The organism is Brucella haematophila (genome assembly GCF_005938105.1).
GTDB lineage: Bacteria > Pseudomonadota > Alphaproteobacteria > Rhizobiales > Rhizobiaceae > Brucella > Brucella haematophila.
Genome location: NZ_VCPE01000019.1, coordinates 107,213 through 126,685, shown reverse-complemented (window position 1 = coordinate 126,685; position 19,473 = coordinate 107,213). Strand labels below are relative to the sequence as shown.

Below are 19,473 nucleotides of genomic sequence, written 5' to 3'. Positions count from 1 at the left end.
AGCCAACACTAAGTCAACCACTTTCACCAGAACTCAAGGACGAAGCAACCTGCCGCTAGCAGCGTCGCCGCCCTCGTTGTGGCGCTATATAGGCCCCCAGCTCTCAAACTGTCAACGCCTATATCAATAAAATTCCAGTTTTCTTTTCCACAGGGAGAAAGTCAGAATTTTACCACTTCTTAGGCAGGATAGGCATTCGATTCTGCGTTGAACGGGCAGGACTGAGCGGCCACCCGATTACCGGCTGCATTATATGGTTGGCAGAGGATCGCATCTGTCTGCTAGCCTAGGCGGACTATTCACTGCACACATATATAAGGTGCTGCCTCATGTCCGAATTCACGCCAGTTATTGCATTGCATGGCGGCGCAGGCGTCATCCTCAAATCAAAGATGACGCCGGAACGCGAAGCTGCCTTTCATGCCGGTCTTAAAGCCTGCCTTCAGGCTGGCCTTGGCGTCTTGCAGAAAGATGGGTCGGCGCTTGATGCAGTAACGGCTGCGGTGATGGCGCTTGAAGATGATCCGCTATTCAATGCCGGACGCGGTGCTGTCTTCACTTCGAATGCGACTCACGAGATGGACGCAGCCATTATGGACGGCGCGACACGCAGCTGCGGTGCGATTTCCGGTATCTGCGGGCCACGGCATCCGATTCTGGCAGCTCGCGCCGTGATGGAGAAAACCGAACATGTTTTTCTCGCGGGCGAAGGCGCAAAGCAATTCTGCGAGACTGCCGGCCTTGAGATGATGTCGCCGGACTGGTTTTCAACCGAACCGCGTCTCACTGCACTTAAGGCGGTCATGGACCGGCGAAACCAAGGACTGACCGGTGACGATGATCCCGCCCGCAAGCACGGAACCGTCGGAGCAGTCGCTCTTGACCGCCAAGGCCATCTGGCGGCGGCAACATCCACTGGCGGCATGACCGCCAAAACACCGGGACGCGTTGGCGATAGCCCGATCATTGGCGCAGGAACCTGGGCTGACAATGCAACGGCGGCCATATCGGCGACAGGGCATGGCGAATATTTCATTCGCTGGGCCGTTGGGCATGAAATTGACGCACGCATGCGTTGGGCCGGTCAGACCTTGCAGCAAGCTGCGGGCGATGTTGTACGGGAACTGGGGACAATCGGCGGCGAAGGCGGACTGATCGCCGTGGATCGCAAAGGCAATATGAGCTTGCCTATGAACAGCGAGGGCATGTATCGCGCCTGGTGCGGGGCGGACGGCGTCATTCACACTGCTATATATAAGGATGACGTATAAAATAGCGTCGTAAGAAGTGAGTGGAATCTGCCTCAAACCCGAGCGACGGGATATTTCATCCTGTTTTGTTCAGTGATGGGCAATTTCTTACTCGGTTGTTCCCGAAACGCGCAATTCATTATACTTTCGTCTGCATCCCGCCGATGCGCTTTCTCTGAGTCCGTTTTCAACAGGCCAGAGCCAAGCCTGTAGATGCAGAAAATCGCCATGCCCAAAAGCGCCTCTCCGCTCGAATCCTTTCAGTCCCGGACATTTCGTTCGCTCTGGTCGGCAACGCTGGTTTCGAATCTGGGTGGACTGATCGAAGGTGTCGCCGCCGGTTGGTTGATGACCAGTCTGACCACATCGCACGGGATGGTGGCTCTCGTTCAGGCATCGATGACCTTACCAGTGATGATCTTTTCGCTCGCTGCCGGGGCATTGGCGGACAATTACGACCGCCGCCGCATCATGTTGATCGCGCAGATGATGATGCTGTGCTTTTCGGCAATGCTAGCGCTGCTGGCTTATGGCAATGTGCTGACACCGTGGCTGCTGCTCAGCCTGACATTTCTGATCGGATGCGGTGGCGCACTCTATAATCCATCCTGGCAGGCCTCGATGGGTGACATTGTTCCCCGCGAACACTTGCCGGGAGCCGTTGCGCTCAACAGCATGAGTTATAATCTCATGCGCAGCATCGGCCCGGCTATTGGCGGCATCATCGTTGCGACGGCTGGTGCGGCCTTTGCCTTTCTCTTTAATGTATTCTGCTATTTCGCTTTAATCTTCGCGCTTTTCCGCTGGAAGAAAGTGACACCGCGCAACCCGCTGCCGCGCGAATCCTTCGGCAGCGCCATGTCGGCGGGCTTTCGTTATGTGACCATGTCGCCCAATCTTTTGAAGGTGATGGTGCGTTCATTCGCTTTCGGCTTCAGCGCCGTGGTGATTCTGGCGCTCCTGCCACTTGTTGCACGCGATCAGGTGCAGGGCACCGCCATTACCTATGGCATTATGCTGGGCTTTTTCGGGTTCGGCGCAATCTGCGGCGCGCTACTGATCGGGCGGGTGCGCGATATTCTCAGCAATGAATGGGTGATCCGCGGCGCATTCTTCGCGCTCGCCGTCAGCTGTTTCTTCCTCGCCATGAGCAACCGGGTGTGGCTGAGCTGCCTTCTGCTGATGCCAGCAGGCATGGCCTGGGTGCAGGCCTTCTCGCTGTTCAATGTGACGGTCCAGCTTTCAACCCCGCGCTGGGTCGTCGGTCGCGCCTTGTCGCTGTACCAGACGGCGACATTCGGCGGCATGGCCTTGGGCAGCTGGGTCTGGGGTGAACTGGCCGACTTGCAGAGTGTTTCGGGCGCGCTGTTTATCGCAAGCGCGGTACTGATCGTCGGCGGGCTGCTCGGCTTCATCTTGCGCCAGCCCAATTTCGAATCGTTGAACCTCGATCCGACCAACGCCTTCAGCGAGCCGCAACTACAGCTGGATCTGCGCGCGCGCAGCGGCCCAATCATGGTGATGGTCGATTATTCTATCGACCAAAAAGACGTGCCGGAATTTCTCGCAACAATGGCGCTGCGACGGCGCACCAGAATTCGCGACGGCGCCAAGCAATGGGTGTTGCTGCGCGATCTGGAAAATCCGCGCATCTGGACGGAAAGCTACCACGTACCGACCTGGATTGAATATATTCGTCACAGCCAGCGGCTGACCCATGCGGATGCCGAGATTGCAAAGCATCTTGATGAATTGCATCGCGGCGACGGCCCTCCCCGCATTCACCACATGATCGAACGGCAGACTGTCCCTACGCACGACGATATGCCCTTGAAGCCCTATCTCGATGCAACCTGACGAAGCATAACCGCAAACAAAAAGCCGCCCGATTGGGCGGCTTTTTTAATGCAGTAAGAAAAGGGAGCGATTACTCGCCCCACGGGCCGTGGAAATCGCCATCCTTGTCGATGCGCTTGAAGCCATGCGAACCGAAGAAATCGCGCTGACCCTGAATGAGATTGGCCGTACCGAGCGATTGCGTATAGCTGTCGAAATAGTTGAGCGCCGATGCAAGTGCGGGAACCGGCAAACCAGCAATCGCAGCCTTGGAAACGATGTTCCGCAAGCCCTTGGACGCCTTTTGCATACGCCCGACAAAAGCCGGAGCCAGCAGCAGGTTGCGGCTTTCATTGCCCTCGAATGCCTGGGCGATATCGTCCAACAGTTCCGAACGGATGATGCAACCGGCGCGCCAGATACGGGCCGTGGTGGCCAGCGGAATGTTCCAGCCATGCTCTTTCGAGGCCGCTTCCATCACCGCAAAGCCCTGCGCATAGGCTGCGATCTTGCCTGCAAGCAGTGCCTGCTCCAGATCGGCAAGGAACTTGGTGTGATCCGCAACGTCGAGCGTGCGCGGCGCAGGCTTGTAGATGCTCGCGGCTTCCTGCCGCTCGGCCTTGAGCGACGAAAGCGAACGCGCCGCAACCGCAGCTTCGATTGCCGTGGCAGGAACGCCCAGCATCTGCGCTTCAATGGCAGCCCAGCGTCCGGTGCCCTTCTGTCCGGCTTCATCGAGGATCATATCGACCATCGCCTTGCCGCTTTCCGGATCGGTGGTCTTCAAAACCTTGGCGGTGATCTCAATCAGATAGGAATCGAGCGGGCCAGAATTCCATTTCTCGAACACATCGCCAATAGCCGGAGCCGACAGGCTGAGACCGTCACGCAGGATGCCGTAGATTTCGGCGATCATCTGCATATCGGCATATTCGATGCCGTTATGGATGGTCTTGACGAAATGGCCCGCACCGTCGGGACCAACCAGTGCACAGCACGGCTCGCCCTTATATTTTGCAGCGGCAGCGAGAAGGATCGGCGCAATGCGCTCATAAGCTTCCGGCGTTCCACCCACCATCATCGACGGGCCATGGCGCGCGCCTTCCGCACCGCCGGAAACACCCATGCCAACGAAGGTCGGATCGTTCGGGCCGAGCGCCTTGAGACGGCGGACCGTGTCGCGATAATCGGAATTGCCCGCGTCGATCATGATATCGCCCTTCTCGAGAAGGGCCTTGAGGCGGGTCGTTTCAGCATCGACGGGCGCGCCCGCCTTGATCAGAAAGATGAACGGACGCGGCTTGCGCGTATTTTCCGCCAATTCTTCGAAGGTGGCGCAAGGGATGATCTTGTCACGCAGCGGACCAGCTTTATCGAGGAAAGCTTTCAGCACAGGCTCGTCACGATCATAGACAGCAACCGTGTAGCCTTTCTCGGCTATATTCAGCGCCAGGTTGGAACCCATCACGCCAAGACCGACCATTCCGATATCTGCTTTTTCCATTTTAGGCCCTTCAGAGATGCAACCAGCTGGCCTGTCGCGTGGCAATGGGGAGGCATCCACTGCATACAGGCTGGAACCCGGCATATTTGGTTGTCGCGGCATTTCGACGACAACGGCTGATAATCTGTATCGTATTCCTTGATGATCTAGGGCAAATGACACAAAGTTGATAGACCCCGGCATTGGAAAAAATCCTTGTGCACTGCCGGTTGCCAACGCTGCCGCGCTGCTGCAACAGTGAATGGAAACGAGAATTGCGGGCTGACCGCTTCTATTGGCGGTGGCGAAATTTCATCATGAGAATCAAATTGGGCATCGGTTCCAAACTTCTTCTGTCGAGCCTTGTCAGCCTGATCGGCTTGCTGGTCATGGCTGCGGTGACGGTGCATGCGCTGCGCGAACAGATGATCGATGACCGTGTCACCATGGTTCGCAATCTGACGGAAATCGGCCGCAAGATCATTCAGGAAGAATATGATCGCTTCCAAAGCGGTGAGATCAGCGAAGCTGCGGCCAAGCACAATGCCGTCGAAACCCTGCGCAAGCTGCGTTATGCCAATGACGAATATTTCTTCATCGACGATTTCGACGGCAATTCCGTGCTTTTGCCGATCCGCCCCGATCTTGAAGGCACGGACGCATCCACATTGGTCGATTCCGAAGGCCGCCATTACGTGCAGATGCAGATCGACACCGCCAAGTCCGGCGGCGGCGTGGTGCGTTATGAATTCACCAAGCCCAATACAAATGTGAGCGGCGAGAAAATGGCTTATGTCATGCCATTCGAGCCATGGCGGTGGTTCATCGCGACCGGCATCTATCTGGAGGATGTGGATAGTGAGACCAAGGCCGTGCTGCTGCGCGCTGGCGGCATTCTCGCCACCATCGCCGTTGTCACCACGGCACTTCTGATACTCCTGTCGCGCAGCATCACGCGACCGCTGGGGCGACTGACAGCGGTAATCGGACAGCTGACCCGCCGCAAATATGATCTGACGGTCAAGGATCAGGATCGGCGCGACGAGATTGGCGATATTGCGCGCGCCGTGGAGATTTTCAAGAAAACCGGCCAGGAGTTCGAGATTTTGCAAGCAAAGATGCGCGAGCAGGAAGCCAAGGCGCAAGCCGAACGCGAGGCCGCACTTGCCTTCGAGCGCGACAGCGCCTTGCGGCTCGAACAGACGGCGAGGCTGATTTCGATGGGTGAAATGGCCGTGAGCCTTGCCCATGAGCTGAACCAGCCGCTCGCCGCAGTCAGCAATTATTGCATGGGATCGGTGCGGCGGCTGGAGGCTGGCACCGACGACCGTGCCGCGTTGCTCGACGCCATGAAGAAGGCGTCGCGGCAGGCAAGTCGCGCATCCGGCATCGTGTCGCGCATTCGCGATTTTCTGCGTCGCAGCGAACCGACCCCGCAGCCGCAAATATTGCGGGAGATTGTCGAGGAGACTGCATCCATCGCCGAGATCGAATCGCGCAGGCGCGGTTTCAAGATCAAGGTTGATATCGCGAAAGACCTGCCAACCGTTCTGGCCGACCGGGTAATGATCGAGCAGGTTGTGTTCAATCTCTTACGAAACGCCATCGAGGCCACATCGGCAATGCCCGCGCCGAGACGCGATATCATTGTTTCCGCCAGAATCAGCCCCGACGGGCAGGAAGTGGAAACAACCGTGCAGGATTTCGGGCAAGGCATTGCGGAAGACGAACTGGGCAAGATATTCGATCCCTTCTATACGACCAAGGCCGAAGGCATGGGCGTCGGGCTCAATATCTGCCGCTCGATCATGGAGTTTCACCGTGGAAGGCTCTGGGCGGAGCCAAATCAAGGCCAAACTCAAGGCCAAGCTCTGGGGATGTCCTTTCATTTCACGCTGCCGGTAAGCGGCACTTGTCAGGAAAACGCGGCATGAGCGAAGCGGTCTATGTCATCGATGACGACGAAGCTTTTCGGGATTCGCTCGTCTGGTTGCTGGAATCGAGCCAATACACGGTTCGCGCTTTCGATTCGGCAGAAGCTTTTCTGGATGTCGCATCACCGGACATGTCCGGCTGCGTGATTGCCGATGTGCGCATGTCGGGCATAACCGGTCTTGAGCTGCATCGTCGTCTGCAAGCACTTGGCGTCGATCTGCCGACCATCATCGTCACCGGCCATGGCGACGTGCCGATGGCTGTCACAGCCTTTCGTGACGGCGTGGTGGATTTCATCGAAAAGCCGCTCGATGACCAGTATGTGCTGGAGCGGATCGAATTCTGCCTCGCCAAGGCGCGCGACAATGCGCGGCTGCGCCAGCAGGCGGATGATTTTGCCCGCCGCTATGAGAGCCTGACGCAGCGCGAAAAGGAAGTGCTGGAATATATTGTGGCAGGAAAGCTCAACAAGCAGATCGCCGATCTGATGGATATCAGCATCAAGACGGTCGAGGTACACCGCAGCCGCGTGATGGAAAAGATGCAAGTGACGAATGTGGCGGAGCTGGTTCGCCAGAAACTATCCTTCAGTGAAGGCGCAAAAAAGAAGCCGGCTTAAGCCGGCTTCTTCAATTTTGCAGATCAGGATCAGTCGTCGAGCTGATGGCCGCTTCTGTCGGTCGTGCAAGCCACCGCTATCAGCGAGATGACGCCACAAGACGCGATGAACACAGCAATCGGCAGATAGCTGCCATTATACTTGGCCAGCAGAGCCGTTGCGATCAGCGGCAGCGGACCGCCGACGATGGCTGCGCCCACCTGATAGCCAAGCGAAACGCCCGTATAGCGGACATCTGCCGGGAAGCTTTCGGCGAAGAACGTGCCAAGCACCGAACCATAGGTCGACCAGATGATGGCAAAGCCGATCACGACGGCAAGCGTCGCCACGAGCCACGAACCCTGATTGAGCAGCCAGAAGTACGGCACCGTATAGATGACCATGGCGACCGTGCCGAGCAGGAAGACCTTCTTGCGGCCGATACGGTCGGACAGGCTGCCGAAATAGAGCATGACCGGAACAGCGATCAATGCAGCGATCAGCACCGAATTGAGAGCGTGGACGCGCTCGAAACCCAATCCCACGAGATAGGAAACCGTGAAGGTTGCGAACAGGAAGAAGGTCGAGGTCTCGATGAACTTCGCACCGATGACGATCAGAACCGCGCGCCAATGCTTGGTCAGCGTTTCGAACAGCGGCACTTTCTTCGCGGTATTGGCCGCAGCCACACGCTTGAAGGACGGGGTTTCGTCAACGGCGTTGCGAATCCACATGCCGATGGCCACCAGCACGATGGACAGCACGAACGGAATGCGCCAGCCATAGGACAGGAATGCTTCTTCCGTGAAGCCGAGCGCAAGGCCGGATGTCACGAGATTGCCGAGCGCCAGACCGAACAATGCGCCGGTCTGCGGCACCGCACCATAGAAGCCGCGCTTTTGACGCGGGGAATATTCCACCGCCAGAAGCACGCCGCCGCCCCATTCGCCGCCAAGGGCGAGGCCCTGCAACAGACGCAGAAGCGTCAGGATGATCGGCGCCCAGACGCCGATGGTGGCATAGGTCGGCATCAGGCCGATCAGCACCGTCGATACGCCCATGATGGAAAGGGTGATGACAAGCGTCTTCTTGCGACCGATACGATCGCCGATATGGCTGAACAGAATGCCGCCAATCGGGCGGATCAAGAAGGCCAGAGCGAAAGAGGCGAGCGCCAGAAGCTGGCTGGTGACGGGATCGTCGGACGGAAAGAACAGCTTTCCGAACACGATGGCCGACATGGTGCCATAAAGGAAGTAATCATACCATTCGATGGTGCTGCCAACCGCGCTGCCGATCAGCGCGCGACGGCGGTCGCCATCGGTAATCAAAGTGTCTTTTTCTACGCGTGCAGAAGCCGCGCCCTCCAAGACGGTCATAGCATTTCCTCCTGAGTGGGCCGCTTACGCGGCCTTGTTTTTGAGAATGTCGAGCGCGACGTCGATGATCATGTCTTCCTGGCCGCCGACCATGCGGCGCTTGCCAAGTTCGATGAGGATTTCGCGCGTATCGACGCCATAGAGTTTCGAGGCGTTTTCCGCATGACGCAGGAAGCTCGAATAGACGCCCGCATAGCCGAGCGAGAGGCTTTCACGGTCCACCCGCACCGGACGGTCCTGCAACGGACGCACCAGATCGTCAGCCGCATCCATCAGGCCATAGAGGTCACAGCCCGTATCGATGCCCTTGCGGTTGAGAACGGCGATCAGACCTTCAAGCGGCGCATTGCCCGCCCCCGCCCCCATGCCTGCCAGCGATGCATCGACGCGAACAGCGCCCGCTTCGATACCGGCGACGGCATTGGCAACGCCGAGCGTCAGATTGTGGTGGGTGTGAACGCCGATTTCGGTTTCAGGCCGCAGCGCATCGCGCAGCGCCTTCACGCGAAGCGTATATTGCTCGGGCAACAGCGCGCCTGCCGAGTCGGTGACATAGACGCATTCCGCGCCATAGCTTTCCATCAGCTTCGCCTGCTCGACCAGCTTTTCCGGCTCGGCCATATGCGACATCATCAGGAAGCCGATCGTGTCCATGCCCAGTTCACGCGCAGCCTCGATATGCTGGCGTGATACGTCGGCCTCGGTGCAATGGGTTGCAACACGAACCGAGCGTGCACCGGCATCATAGGCTGCCTTCAGATCATGCACCGTGCCAATGCCCGGAATGAGCAGCACGGTGACGCGGGCATGCTCGCAGGCATCGGCAACTGCGCCGATCCATTCGACATCGTCATGCAGGCCGAAACCATAATTGAAAGTCGAACCGGCAAGGCCGTCACCATGGGTGATTTCAATCGCGTCCACCTTGGCTGCATCCAGCGCCTTCGCAATGGCGACGACATCCTTCAGCGTGTATTGGTGGCGGATCGAATGCATGCCGTCGCGCAGCGTGACATCCTGAACATAGAGCTTATCGGGATTGGAGCGGGCCATTATGCAGCCTCCTTGGCAAGCGCTTTTGCTGCCCAATGATCGGCGGTGACCAATGCAGCGGATGTCATGATGTCGAGATTGCCGGCATAGGCAGGCAGATAATGTGCTGCGCCTTCAACCTCGAGCAGGATCGTCGTCTTGAGACCCGAGACGAGCCCGATGCCCGGCACGCGAACCGGCGCATTATCGCCGATGACTTCGAACTGCACCTTCTGCTTCAGGCGATAGCCCGGCACATAGGCCTGAACCGTCTTGACCATTTCTGCAATCGAAGCCTCGATGGCTTCACGGCTGCCACCTTGCGACAGAACAAACACCGTATCGCGCATGATCAGCGGCGGTTCGGCAGGGTTGAGAATGATCAGCGCCTTGCCACGTTCGGCACCGCCCAGATCACGGATCGCCTTCGACGTGGTTTCGGTGAATTCATCGATATTGGCGCGGGTGCCGGGACCAGCCGAACGCGACGAAATCGAAGCGACGATTTCGCCATAGACCACGCGATCGGTGGCGCGCTTGACGGCATAGACCATCGGGATCGTCGCCTGACCGCCGCATGTGACCATGTTGACGTTCGGCTCATCAATATTGGCGTCGCCATTGATGGCGGGAATGGTGAAGGGGCCGATGGCGGCAGGTGTCAGGTCGATGACCTTCTTGCCATCCTTCTGCAACAGCGCGTCATTGTGCAGATGCGCCTTGGCCGAGGTTGCATCGAACACGATATCGATATCGCGATATTCCGGCATACACAGCAGCCCGTCGATGCCTTCATGGGTGACCGGTACGCCGAGCCGTGCGGCGCGTGCCAGACCATCCGAATTCGGATCGATGCCGACCATTGCGCCCATCTCGATATTCTTCGACGTGCGCATCACCTTGATCATCAAATCCGTGCCAATATTGCCGGAACCGATGATCGCGCATTTCTTCTTGGACATAGTGGGTCCTTTCTGATCTTCCTCAGGTCGCCACACCAGACGCCAAATGGGGAGGCTTGACCGGCGCGCGGATACGCGCGCTGCACGCCTTAAGCGGTGGTGTGGTGAGTCAGCTTGAAAGGACGCTGGACGGGTTGGGTCGTGGCGGAACGGATGCCAGAACATGGCCCATCAGTTCGCACGTATCGCTCCTCCGGCAAATCCTCCCCATTTGCTTGACGGGGGGATAATAGGACGGAGGATACGGTCTAGATATTGGGGTTAACCCCTAGTGTTTGATCCAAAAGACGCCATGCCGGGCTGCAAATGGCAATTTCTGCGCTTCCGGTGCTCACGTACCTTTATGTACGCTGCGCTCCGGTTCTCGAAATCACCATTTTCGCCACGGCCTGCCACTTTTTGATGCAAACACCGCCACTCAGGCATTACTCGCATGACGGTTGCGCCACATGTCGGCTGCCTTCTGGTGAAAAGCATCGTAGCTGTCATTGTCAGCGGCAGACGCCGTCATCATCGCCATGGCCGCCGTGGCTATGACCGTGCCTTCGGCGCGCTTGTCGATAGCCGCACCTGTCCACACCCCATGCCAATATTCAAACGAGCTGAGGCTTGAATGCTTGTCGCTGCTTTCCTTGGAAAGCGTTGGCAGTTGCAATGCGCTCGATTGCCCCTGCACATACCGATAGATGGTGTGCTTGCGATGCGGAACGAGTTCCGCCACATCGCGGCTGGTCGAGACGACCGAAACCGACTGCATGTCGAGCAGCACAGCCGCATCGCGGTGCAGCTCGCGATAGGCTGGCTGGGACACGCCAAGAAACGACGATTTCAACCCCATCGGGTTGAGAAGATGCACAAGACTATTCACCGGAGAACGGGATTCGAACAGCGGATAAAGCGCCAGCAGCGCCTGCACCTGCGATGCAAAACCGGCCATTGGCATGAAGCATATGCCATGGGCTCTCAGCGCGCTTTCCGCCAGTTCATGCGACGTGGCAATCGGCAGATTGATCGCTTCTGCCGCGATCTCCAGCTTGCCCGCCAGTTCACCCACACCGCAACTGCCATGCATGAGAACCGGATATCCGGCGCGCGCGACCAGCAATGCAGACAGCATGAACCATGGCGACTGCGCCGAATTTGGAGACAGATAGGCAGGCCAGTCCAGCGCCGGTGTGTTGATGCTGGCATCGGCGGCATAGAACCGCCCCGATGCGCGCGCCATGCCCGCAAGCTCTGGCGCTGTCAGACCGCGATAGTGGATCAGGCGCAGAAGCGCGCTGATCTGCATCGGGTCGGCTTCGCCTGCAAAGATGGTCGTGAAGGCATCTTCGGCCTCATGCATTTCCAACGGGCGGGTGTGTCCCGCCTTACGGCCAATGACGGCAATATATTTCGCCAGCCGCCGCGTCGGATCGTTTTCGCTCTGGATGTCGGCAAACTGGGCGGCGGTATATTCCGCCGATGGATGGTTCTCCAGATCCGTCACCTTGCGGATCGTCAATGGCGGCGGCGTCACGATGGCGCTGCGGTTCCATCCATGATGACCCGTACAGGCCGACACCTGCGCGTTTTCAGAACCAGGCTTCATCAAGGCATCGGCTTCATTGGCCAAGCGCCGCAAACGCCCGCGCAATGCTTCGGCCTTTGGCGTCGCGATCATCGCGCGGCCGGAACGGACAAAGATCGGATCATCGAAATGTTCGCGAATCTGACCGAGCAGGCGACTCATGGCCGGAATACTCAAGCCCATCTGCTTGGCCGCCCCACCGACACTGCCTTCCACAAGAAGCGCATCAAGCGCAATCAACAGGCGCAATTGGCCAAGACGCAGATTCGCACCGTCGCTTTCGGCCTTTTGTGCCAGCTTTGCGCTCTTGGTCCGCTTGTCCGCCATAGCCTTTGTCTGCCCTCGCCAGTTGCGTTTTTTGAAACTTGGAACTTTTCTAAAACATGAAGATTGACGTCATCTTATTGCCATACATAAGGAGAGTAGAAAACTCAACTTTAGACGGTGGTAAAAAATGACCAGCTTGTTTTGGGGCTTGCGTGTCGTTGGCGCGCAGGGCAGGCAGATGACCGGGGGAAAGCTTATATACAGAGCGATCCTCGCAGGGACGTTTCTTTCAACCGCCCTTCTGTTAAGCGAAACCAACGCATTCGCCCAGGCGGCCAGTACGACTGAAGAAACCGAAGCCCAGAAGAAAAAGGCTGCGGAAGGCGAACAGGATGCCGGTGTCGCATCCGATGGCACTGTCAAGCTGAACCAGATCGTGGTGACGGCGACAGGCTTTGAGCAGAGTATCACCGATGCCCCCGCCAGCATCACCGTCGTACCGGGCGAAGAGCTTGAAAAAGGCGCTTATCGCGACCTCACCGACGCCCTGAAGGACGTGCAGGGTGTGGCCGTAACTGGCCCAGCCGCCGAGCGCGACATCTATATTCGCGGCCTTCCCGGCTCCTACACACTGCTGCTCGTTGACGGCAAACGCCAGAGCACCCGCGATGCCCGCACCAACGGCAATTCGGGCTTCGAGCAAAGCTTCCTGCCGCCTGCAAACGCCATTGAACGCATCGAAGTCATCCGTGGCCCGATGTCTTCGCTTTATGGCTCGGATGCGATGGGCGGCGTCATCAACATCATCACCAAGAAAGTGTCGGACAAGTGGAGCGGCTCGTTCACAGTTGACGGCATTGCCCAGCAGCATTCCAAATACGGCAACTCGCTTCAGGGTTCCTATTACATAACGGGACCGCTGGTGCGCGACCTTGTCGGCGTTCAGCTCTGGGGACGTGGCCTGAAGCGCCAGGAAGACAAGATCGTCAGCGGTTCGCCCGAGCAGCAGGATGTCGACATCACCGGGCGTATCACATGGACGCCGAACAAGGATCACGACGTTCAGCTCGAACTGGGCAAGACGCGTCTGCGCCGCGACAGCACAGTCGGTAATACGACGGAGAAGACCGCCTCCGCTGTCGATTCCTACAACTATAACGACCGCGACCATTGGTCGATCAGCCATACCGGCCGCTGGGGCCCGACGACGTCGGAATTCTCCTTCATGCAGGAATGGTCCGAGCGGACCAACTTCAACTGGAGCAATGCGTCCAAGAGCTATGTCGAGAATCTTCGCTCTCCACATGTGAAGAACTCGGTGCTGGACGGCAAGTTCACCACGCCGTTCGAACTTTACGGCAATCACACGCTCGTCACCGGCGGCCAGTTCATGGATACGGTTCTCACCGACCAGAATCCGGGACGCCGTACGGGTCTGGACGAAGAATTCAGCGTGCGCCAATGGGCGCTCTTCGCCGAAGACGAATGGTGGCTGACGCCCGATTTCTCGCTGACCGGCGGCCTGCGCATGGATGATCACGAGGTCTATGGTTCGCATCTCAGCCCGCGCGGCTATGCCGTGTGGCACGCGACCGACCAGATCACCTTCAAGGGCGGCATCTCGACCGGCTTCAAGGCGCCTGATATCCGCACCATCGCGCCGGGCTATGCCTATACGACGGGCGGCGGCGGTTGCTCCTACGGCCCGACCGGCACGTGTGGCGTCATTATCGGCGACCCGAATCTTGAGCCGGAAAAGAGCACCAGCTACGAAGCCAGCGTGTTGTGGGACAATCAGGAAGGGCTGCGTCTCGGCGCGACCTATTTCTACACCAACTTCAAGGACAAGATTTCCAACGCGCTCGTTACCGACAGCAATGGCGATCCGGTTCGCTGGAGCGAAGATCCGAACTACCGTCTGTGGTATGCCTTCAACATCGATGAAGCCGTGCTTCAGGGCGTGGAGCTGACCTTCAACTGGGAAGCGACCGACACGATCACCCTTCGCGGTAACTACACCTATACGGATTCGGAACAGAAGACCGGCACCTATGCAGGTCTGCCGCTCGCCCGCACGCCGAAGCATATGGCAAGCCTGCGCGGTGACTGGGTCACCCCGGTTGACGGGCTGAAGGCATGGGCCGCCGCCAATTATCATGGCGAGGAAACCAATGCCGGCGCGCGTATCGGATCGGCAGGAACGCCGATCTATGCGGCGGACGGGAAGACCGTTCTGGCACGTAAGTACAAGCCCTATGCGACGGTCGATCTCGGCGGTTCCTATGACTTCAGCGAGAACGTGACCTTCAACGCGGCCATCTACAACATCTTCGACAAGCAGATCGATGTCGATGAGTTCAACACGGTCGTCGACGGTCGCCGCCTTTGGGTCAGCATGACCTCCCGCTTCTGATCTGACTCCATATGACGCCAGCCGTTAGTTAGGCTGGCGTCATTTTTTCGATTGAATGGATGCTCGATGAGCGCTCTGAAAAACATAAAGAAGAAGATGTGCCTGATGCTCGGCAGCATTCTTTTTGCCTCCACGGTTCAGGCAGCGGAACCTGTGCGGGCTTTCTTCGACATGGAAGCCAACGGCATTTCCTATCGCATTTTCACCGCAGCGCCTGCCGAGGCCGCTCCCGAGGGCGGCTATCCTGTCGTCTATATGGTAGACGGCAACCGCATGTTGCCGCTTGCTGCTGCTGAAATGGGCAAGAATGAAGAGCTGAAAGCCGTTCTGGTGGGTATCGGTTATCCGACAGACGTTCCGGATGAAATCGTGCGCCTGCGCTATTTCGACCTGACTTCGGCGACCAGCGAACAATTGACGCCTGATCCGGCCAACCAGCCGAAAACCGGCGGTCGCGATGCCTTCTTCTCCTTCATCGACGGACAGGTGAAGCCGGAAATCGAGAAGCGTTTCGCCATCGACAAGCGCAAGCAGGCGCTGTTCGGCCATTCGCTGGGCGGGATGTTCACGCTCTATGCGCTGTTCAATCACACCGGCTCTTTCCAGACCTACAGCGCTGCCGATCCGTCGATCTGGTGGGATAATCATTCCATCCTGTCGGACAAGGATCGCTTCATCGCATCGTTCAAATCGGCTCCGCACCCGCTGCGTTTGCTGATGGAAACCTCCGGCAAGCGCGGTTCCCGTCCCGGCCAATCGGCTAAGGACATTCAGCGCATGCGCAAACTGCGCGGCGGACCATCGGGCGCGGATGTCTACAAGGAACTGGAACAGCTGCCGCAACTGGAAACAGCGTTCCACCGCTTCGCCGATGAGGGCCACGGCTCGATGATCCCGCTGACGGTGAAAGACAGTCTGGATTTCATTCTGCTCGGCAAGAAGCCCGAACACACAGACAATTGATACTTTTTCTTCCGCCGGGGTTGGACCTGCGGAAAACTGGACTATAAAGCACAGGATTGACGAAAGGATTGTGCATCATGCTGAATTTCGGCCAACATGTCGCCCGCCTCTGTGGCGCAGCCGTCGTGGCTCTTTCTCTGGCCTCCGCTGCCAGCGCTGCCGACATTACCGTCAAGCATGCGCAGGGTGAAACGGCGGTGCCTGCTTCCCCAGCCAAGGTGATCGTGCTTGATCTGGCAACGCTGGACAATCTCGACCGCCTCGGCGTCAAGGTTTCCGGTGTGCCGACACTGGTCACCGCTCCGGACTTCCTCAAGAAGTACCAGTCCGACGATTATCCGAAAGTCGGCACCCTGTTCGAGCCGGACTATGAAGCCATCAATGCCGCCGAGCCGGATCTCATCATTGTCGGTGGTCGTTCGGCAGCCAAATATCCGGAACTGGCAAAGATTGCTCCGACCATCGATCTGACGGTTTCTGCGAAAGACCTGATCGGCGGCACCGAAGCCAATGTTGAAAAGCTTGGCCAGATTTTCGGCAAGGAAGCGGAAGCCAAAGCTGAAATCGAAAAGCTCAACGCCGATGTGGCCGCGCTAAAGCAGAAGACGGCGGGCAAGGGCACGGGTCTTCTGATCCTCACCACTGGCGGCAAGATGAGCGCCTATGGTCCCGGCTCGCGCTTCGGCATGCTGCATGACGCCTATGGCGTGACGCCTGCCGCAGCCGATTTGACCACCAAGGGCAATCACGGCCAGCCGATCAGCCAGGAGTTCATTCTCAAGACCAATCCTGACTGGCTGTTCGTGATCGACCGCGACGCCGCCATCGGTCGTGAAGGCAACTCCGCCAAGCAGGTTCTCGACAATGATCTTGTTCGCCAGACCACGGCAGCGAAGAAAGACCAGATCGTCTATCTGAAGTCGCAGAACTGGTATCTCGTCGGCGGCGGCCTCAATGGCCTGCACGGCACCATCGACCAATTGTCGGAAGTCTTCGACAAGGCAAAGTAAAAGTCGGGCACTTTCTGACCCAGTCACCCGGGCTGTCCGCCATGCTGGACAGCCCGATGCATGACAAGGCAAGAGAACAGGACAAAGCGTGAAAGGTCTAGCCGCAGCTATAGTTGTTGTCGCCGTGCTGGCTGTCATCAGCCTGTTTATCGGGGTCGGCGACGTCTCACTGCACGCCCTGATTTACCCCGGTGAAAGTGCGAATGACGGCCCGGCCAGCGCGCTTGAACTGCTGCTTGTCAGCCGCATTCCGCGCACCATCGCCATTGTGCTGGCGGGCATGTCGATGGCCGTTGCCGGCATGATCATGCAGATGCTGACCCGCAATCGTTTCGTCGAGCCTTCGACAGCGGGAACCGTCGAATCTGCCAGTCTTGGCATTCTCCTTGTCATTCTTTTCGCGCCGGAAGCGCCTGTCTTCATCAAGATGCTCGTCGCTTCGGTGACCGCAGTGGCGGGAACGGCACTGTTTCTGCGCATCCTGCACAGCATCCCGCTTCGCTCCGTGCTGGTCGTCCCGCTCGTCGGCATCATGCTCGGCGGGGTTATCAGTGCCATCACCACTTTCATCGCCTATCGCTTCGATCTCCTGCAATCGCTGAATTCGTGGACCACCGGCGACTTCTCCGGCGTGCTGCGCGGACGTTATGAATTGCTGTGGATCGCCTTCGCGCTCACCGTCGTCGCCTATATTGCCGCCGACCGGTTTACAGTGGCGGGGCTGGGTGAAGATTTCACCACCAATCTCGGCCTCAACTATCGCCGCGTGGTGACGCTCGGCCTCGTCATCGTATCGATGGTCAGCGCGTCGGTCGTCGTCACCGTCGGCATGATCCCGTTTCTCGGCCTGATCGTGCCCAATGTCGTCAGCATGTTCATCGGCGACAATATGCGCCGCGCCTTGCCATGGATCGCCGTTCTCGGTGCGGGCCTCGTGCTCGCCTGCGATATTGCCGGTCGCCTGATCCGCTTTCCCTATGAGATTCCTATCGGCACGATGATGGGCGTCGTGGGCAGCGTCATCTTCCTCTATCTCCTGTTGCGGCGGGGTTCGCGCCTTGCTTAGACGCCCCGCGATCCTCATCCCCGTTCTCGGCGTGATTGCCCTTCTTGCCGCCGTCGCCTTCATGACGATTGGCGCGAAGGGCAGCTGGTCTTTCATTCTGTCCTTCCGCGGCACAAAACTGGCCGCCATGGTGCTGGTGGCCTATGCAATCGCCGTTTCGACCGTGCTGTTTCAAACCGTCACCAATAATCGCATCCTGACGCCATCCATCATGGGCTTTGATGCGCTCTATATTCTGATCCAGACCGTCATCGTCTTTTTCTTCGGCGCGGTGCATGTCGACTGGATCGGACCGAACATACGCTTCATCACCGAAACCGTGGTGATGGTGCTGTTTGCGGGTTCGCTCTATTACTGGCTGTTTTCGGGCGCGGCGCGCAGCCTGCATCTGGTGATGCTGGTCGGCATTATATGCGGCGTATTCTTCCGCAGCCTGTCCAATCTCATGCAGCGCATGCTCGATCCCGACCTTTTCGCGGTTTTGCAGGACCGCTTCTTTGCCAGTTTCAACACGATCAACGCCGACATTCTGACGCTCTCGGCGATTATCGTCGCTGCCGTGTCGCTCTATGGCTGGCGGCTGTTGCATGTGTTTGACGTGCTGGCGCTTGGACGCGAACCTGCGATCAATCTCGGCGTCGATCACCGCCGAGTGGTGCGGCTCATCCTGCTGATGGTCACGGTGCTTGTCGCCGTTTCGACCGCACTCGTCGGACCGATCACCTTCTTCGGCCTGCTTGTTGCCAATCTCGCTTACATGCTGGCAGGCTCGGGGAAACATCGCGTCGTTCTGCCGATTGCCGTTCTTCTGGCCATCATCTGCATTGTCGGCGGCCAGACCATTCTCGAACGGGCCTTTGCCTTTAATACCGCGCTCAGCGTCATCATTGAATTCCTGGGCGGTCTCGTCTTCATTATCCTTCTTGTCAGGGGAAATGCGCGTTGATCGAAATAAGCCAAGTCAGCAAATCCTATAGCGGCGCGCTTGTCGTCGATGACGTGTCCTTGCGCTTAACCGCGGGCGGCGTGACGTCGATCATCGGCCCCAATGGCGCCGGAAAATCGACCCTGCTTTCCATGATCAGCCGCCTTTTACCGATGGACAAGGGCCGCGTGACCGTGGACGGTCTCGATGTCACCACCACATCAGGCGATGTTTTGGCAAAACGTCTGTCGATTCTAAGGCAGGAAAACGCCATCAATTCACGCCTCACCGTGCGCGATCTCGTGACATTCGGGCGCTACCCCTATTCCAAGGGCCGACCGAACAGCGAAGACCGCAAGCATGTGGAACAGGCCATCGGTTATCTTGGCCTTGAAACCTTAAGCGAACGCTTTCTGGATGAACTGTCCGGCGGTCAACGCCAGCGCGCCTTCGTGGCAATGGTGCTCTGTCAGGATACGGACTATGTGCTTCTTGATGAGCCGCTGAACAATCTCGATATGAAACACGCGGCATCGATGATGAAACTGCTGCGCCGCGCTGCCGATGAGCTTGGCAAGACCGTGGTGCTGGTGCTGCACGATATCAACTTCGCGTCGTGCTATTCCAACCACATCGTTGCCATGCGCAATGGCAAGGTCGCCCATCAGGGCACGCCGGACGAACTGATCCATCCGGAAATTCTGAGCGACATTTACGATATGGAGATCGCGGTTGAGATCATCGGAGGCAAGCGCATCGGGGTCTATTACCTGTAAATAGACTA

The 19,473-nt window shown here is 58.1% G+C and carries 15 protein-coding genes; 10 read left to right on the top strand and 5 right to left on the bottom strand.

The window, feature by feature from the left end; all coding sequences use genetic code 11:
• The first annotated feature begins 329 nt into the window (after positions 1 to 329).
• Both FGI60_RS22405 and FGI60_RS22400 read left to right on the top strand, forming a co-directional pair.
• Entirely contained in the window at positions 330 to 1,271 is a 942-nt protein-coding gene (locus tag FGI60_RS22405) for an isoaspartyl peptidase/L-asparaginase family protein (RefSeq protein WP_138787072.1), read from the top strand.
• A gap of 207 nt (positions 1,272 to 1,478) precedes the next feature.
• Positions 1,479 to 3,107 carry an MFS transporter gene (locus tag FGI60_RS22400; protein WP_138787071.1) on the top strand — a complete coding sequence of 543 codons (1,629 nt, stop codon included), beginning with the start codon at positions 1,479 to 1,481 and terminating at the stop codon, positions 3,105 to 3,107.
• Between the two features lie 70 nt (positions 3,108 to 3,177).
• Here the strand turns inward: FGI60_RS22400 and gndA are convergent, their stop codons facing one another.
• On the bottom strand, positions 3,178 to 4,590 hold the full coding sequence (gndA, locus tag FGI60_RS22395; RefSeq protein WP_138787070.1) for an NADP-dependent phosphogluconate dehydrogenase: 1,413 nt from the start codon (positions 4,588 to 4,590) through the stop codon (positions 3,178 to 3,180).
• 296 nt (positions 4,591 to 4,886) lie between these two features.
• Here gndA and FGI60_RS22390 point away from each other — a divergent pair, with 296 nt between their 5' ends.
• Together FGI60_RS22390 and FGI60_RS22385 are read left to right on the top strand one after the other, a co-directional pair.
• On the top strand, positions 4,887 to 6,503 hold the full coding sequence (locus FGI60_RS22390) for a cache domain-containing protein (protein ID WP_138787069.1): 1,617 nt from the start codon (positions 4,887 to 4,889) through the stop codon (positions 6,501 to 6,503).
• Positions 6,500 to 7,123: a response regulator transcription factor gene (locus tag FGI60_RS22385; protein ID WP_138787068.1), complete on the top strand. Its 624-nt coding sequence runs from the start codon at positions 6,500 to 6,502 to the stop codon at positions 7,121 to 7,123. Before FGI60_RS22390 ends, FGI60_RS22385 begins: the two co-directional genes overlap by 4 nt.
• A gap of 29 nt (positions 7,124 to 7,152) precedes the next feature.
• Here the strand turns inward: FGI60_RS22385 and FGI60_RS22380 are convergent, their stop codons facing one another.
• The 4 genes from FGI60_RS22380 to FGI60_RS22365 all read right to left on the bottom strand — a co-directional run bounded on the left by FGI60_RS22380 (position 7,153) and on the right by FGI60_RS22365 (position 12,372).
• The gene (locus tag FGI60_RS22380; RefSeq protein WP_138787067.1) at positions 7,153 to 8,481 is read right to left on the bottom strand and encodes an MFS transporter; all 1,329 of its coding nucleotides are present in this window, start codon (positions 8,479 to 8,481) and stop codon (positions 7,153 to 7,155) included.
• A gap of 24 nt (positions 8,482 to 8,505) precedes the next feature.
• Positions 8,506 to 9,534: a 4-hydroxy-2-oxovalerate aldolase gene (dmpG, locus tag FGI60_RS22375; protein WP_138787066.1), complete on the bottom strand. Its 1,029-nt coding sequence runs from the start codon at positions 9,532 to 9,534 to the stop codon at positions 8,506 to 8,508.
• The gene (locus FGI60_RS22370; protein ID WP_138787065.1) at positions 9,534 to 10,475 is read right to left on the bottom strand and encodes an acetaldehyde dehydrogenase (acetylating); all 942 of its coding nucleotides are present in this window, start codon (positions 10,473 to 10,475) and stop codon (positions 9,534 to 9,536) included. The genes dmpG and FGI60_RS22370 overlap by 1 nt, the downstream gene beginning before the upstream one ends.
• Before the next feature lie 418 nt (positions 10,476 to 10,893).
• Positions 10,894 to 12,372 (bottom strand): glycosyl transferase family protein, encoded by a 1,479-nt coding sequence (locus FGI60_RS22365; RefSeq protein WP_138787064.1) that lies wholly within the window; start codon positions 12,370 to 12,372, stop codon positions 10,894 to 10,896.
• Between the two features lie 127 nt (positions 12,373 to 12,499).
• On the opposite strand from FGI60_RS22365, the gene FGI60_RS22360 reads away from it, so the two are divergent.
• The 6 genes from FGI60_RS22360 (at position 12,500) to FGI60_RS22335 (ending at position 19,465) form a co-directional block, all read left to right on the top strand.
• Entirely contained in the window at positions 12,500 to 14,725 is a 2,226-nt protein-coding gene (locus FGI60_RS22360) for a TonB-dependent receptor domain-containing protein (protein WP_235889901.1), read from the top strand.
• Positions 14,726 to 14,791: 66 nt separating this feature from the next.
• Positions 14,792 to 15,688, top strand: coding sequence for an alpha/beta hydrolase (locus FGI60_RS22355; RefSeq protein ID WP_138787063.1), 897 nt, complete (start codon positions 14,792 to 14,794; stop codon positions 15,686 to 15,688).
• A 77-nt stretch (positions 15,689 to 15,765) separates the two neighbouring features.
• Positions 15,766 to 16,698 carry a siderophore ABC transporter substrate-binding protein gene (locus FGI60_RS22350; protein ID WP_138787062.1) on the top strand — a complete coding sequence of 311 codons (933 nt, stop codon included), beginning with the start codon at positions 15,766 to 15,768 and terminating at the stop codon, positions 16,696 to 16,698.
• An 88-nt stretch (positions 16,699 to 16,786) separates the two neighbouring features.
• Positions 16,787 to 17,764 (top strand): ABC transporter permease, encoded by a 978-nt coding sequence (locus FGI60_RS22345; protein ID WP_138787061.1) that lies wholly within the window; start codon positions 16,787 to 16,789, stop codon positions 17,762 to 17,764.
• On the top strand, positions 17,757 to 18,710 hold the full coding sequence (locus FGI60_RS22340) for an iron chelate uptake ABC transporter family permease subunit (protein WP_138787060.1): 954 nt from the start codon (positions 17,757 to 17,759) through the stop codon (positions 18,708 to 18,710). Before FGI60_RS22345 ends, FGI60_RS22340 begins: the two co-directional genes overlap by 8 nt.
• The gene (locus FGI60_RS22335) at positions 18,707 to 19,465 is read left to right on the top strand and encodes an iron ABC transporter ATP-binding protein (RefSeq protein ID WP_138787059.1); all 759 of its coding nucleotides are present in this window, start codon (positions 18,707 to 18,709) and stop codon (positions 19,463 to 19,465) included. Before FGI60_RS22340 ends, FGI60_RS22335 begins: the two co-directional genes overlap by 4 nt.
• The last annotated feature ends 8 nt before the right edge of the window (positions 19,466 to 19,473 follow it).

What these genes read in the sequence shown, in the direction of transcription:
- FGI60_RS22405 (WP_138787072.1), top strand. Translation starts at nt 330, where the DNA reads ATGTCCGAATTCACGCCAGTTATTGCATTGCATGGCGGCGCAGGCGTC.
- FGI60_RS22400 (WP_138787071.1), top strand. Translation starts at nt 1,479, where the DNA reads ATGCCCAAAAGCGCCTCTCCGCTCGAATCCTTTCAGTCCCGGACATTT.
- gndA (WP_138787070.1), bottom strand. Translation starts at nt 4,590, where the DNA reads ATGGAAAAAGCAGATATCGGAATGGTCGGTCTTGGCGTGATGGGTTCC.
- FGI60_RS22390 (WP_138787069.1), top strand. Translation starts at nt 4,887, where the DNA reads ATGAGAATCAAATTGGGCATCGGTTCCAAACTTCTTCTGTCGAGCCTT.
- FGI60_RS22385 (WP_138787068.1), top strand. Translation starts at nt 6,500, where the DNA reads ATGAGCGAAGCGGTCTATGTCATCGATGACGACGAAGCTTTTCGGGAT.
- FGI60_RS22380 (WP_138787067.1), bottom strand. Translation starts at nt 8,481, where the DNA reads ATGACCGTCTTGGAGGGCGCGGCTTCTGCACGCGTAGAAAAAGACACT.
- dmpG (WP_138787066.1), bottom strand. Translation starts at nt 9,534, where the DNA reads ATGGCCCGCTCCAATCCCGATAAGCTCTATGTTCAGGATGTCACGCTG.
- FGI60_RS22370 (WP_138787065.1), bottom strand. Translation starts at nt 10,475, where the DNA reads ATGTCCAAGAAGAAATGCGCGATCATCGGTTCCGGCAATATTGGCACG.
- FGI60_RS22365 (WP_138787064.1), bottom strand. Translation starts at nt 12,372, where the DNA reads ATGGCGGACAAGCGGACCAAGAGCGCAAAGCTGGCACAAAAGGCCGAA.
- FGI60_RS22360 (WP_235889901.1), top strand. Translation starts at nt 12,500, where the DNA reads ATGACCAGCTTGTTTTGGGGCTTGCGTGTCGTTGGCGCGCAGGGCAGG.
- FGI60_RS22355 (WP_138787063.1), top strand. Translation starts at nt 14,792, where the DNA reads ATGAGCGCTCTGAAAAACATAAAGAAGAAGATGTGCCTGATGCTCGGC.
- FGI60_RS22350 (WP_138787062.1), top strand. Translation starts at nt 15,766, where the DNA reads ATGCTGAATTTCGGCCAACATGTCGCCCGCCTCTGTGGCGCAGCCGTC.